Genomic DNA, 1,273 nt, shown 5'->3' on the forward strand with positions numbered 1-1,273 from the left:
GAATCTGTTAAGCTGATATGAAAAAATAGCTTAATATTTCATAGAATTGCTCGTTCTTTGAAAATTATATAAGTTTGGATAGTTTATTGTATGGTAAACAAACCTGCAATAAACGTAATTTTTGCAGGTTAATCAAAGATATTAATTTTATATTAAGCCGCTGAAAACCAAGAGTTTTTATCTGAGCTATCGCTAGCGAAGCCAGCAACTTCTGCTGGAGTACAGTTATTTAATGAACCATGTGGTCTAATAAAGTTATAGTGAAATACAAATAAGTATATTAAATTATTTGCTTTTTCAAAAGAATTAAAGCCTTTTTTAGCTTTATACCACGCTTTAAATGTTTTGTTAAATGATTCAATTAAGTTATTATTTATATCGCTAGACATAGGAGCTACAGGTAGATGTTCAGTATTGGGTAATACTGTAGCGGCAGCTTCGTTATATGAAGGCAGCCTATCGGTTATAAAATAGTTTGGTTCACCACAGTTTTTAGCTTCATTTATTAGTGTATATGCTGAATCTGAACTTCTAGATTTAGTTAAGTGGAATGCTAGAATAAATCTAGTTTCTGAGTCAATAGCTAGCCACAGATAATATCGTTGACCGTTAATGAATACAACAGTTTCATCAGCATGCCAATCGTCAGATTGTAAATTCAAACTGGATTTAAATTTATCAGCCTTTTGTTTGAAAAAAGGTGCAAATTTATTAGTCCAACTTGCTATTGTAACATGAGATACTTTAATTCCAGAATTCATCATTAAGAAATGAGCTATAGATCTTGTTGATGAATTGTTTAAGAAATAAAGTGTTAATGCAGTTAATATAACATGCAATGGGAAACGCATTCCTTTCATAGAAAGGGAACCGGTGATATTTTGACTAGAAGCTTCATCTATATTTGTAGTATGGTGTTTAACTATTATATGATTACATTTTTTATTATTACATTTATAACGATTGTAATATTTATAAGAATGATGTAAGTATGTACCCTTACCACACATAGGACATTTAGGATAATTTAATTTAGGTAATCCGTCGCCATCGCCTAAGGCGAATTGACGCTTACATTGTGTACACTGATACTTTTGATTAGCCTGCTTATTCAAACCAAACTTATACAATTTATTAGAATGGCAGCGAGGACATTTTATATTAGCTTTGTTCATTGTTCTTCTCTCCTTTTAAGGGGGTATTATTTTGTTTCGCAAACTTATTGTATTTCCTTAGGTTGAGAAGATCAATGTTCATATAACTTAACAGATCG

At 30.9% G+C, this 1,273-nt stretch carries 1 protein-coding gene; it reads right to left on the bottom strand.

Annotated features, from left to right (window positions below; all coding sequences use genetic code 11):
* Window positions 1–152: 152 nt before the first annotated feature.
* On the bottom strand, window positions 153–1,175 hold the full coding sequence (locus BM119_RS19510) for an IS6 family transposase (RefSeq protein ID WP_090043348.1): 1,023 nt from the start codon (window positions 1,173–1,175) through the stop codon (window positions 153–155).
* Window positions 1,176–1,273: the final 98 nt, after the last annotated feature.

The organism is Clostridium frigidicarnis (assembly GCF_900111985.1).
Taxonomy (GTDB): Bacteria; Bacillota; Clostridia; order Clostridiales; family Clostridiaceae; genus Clostridium_Z; species Clostridium_Z frigidicarnis.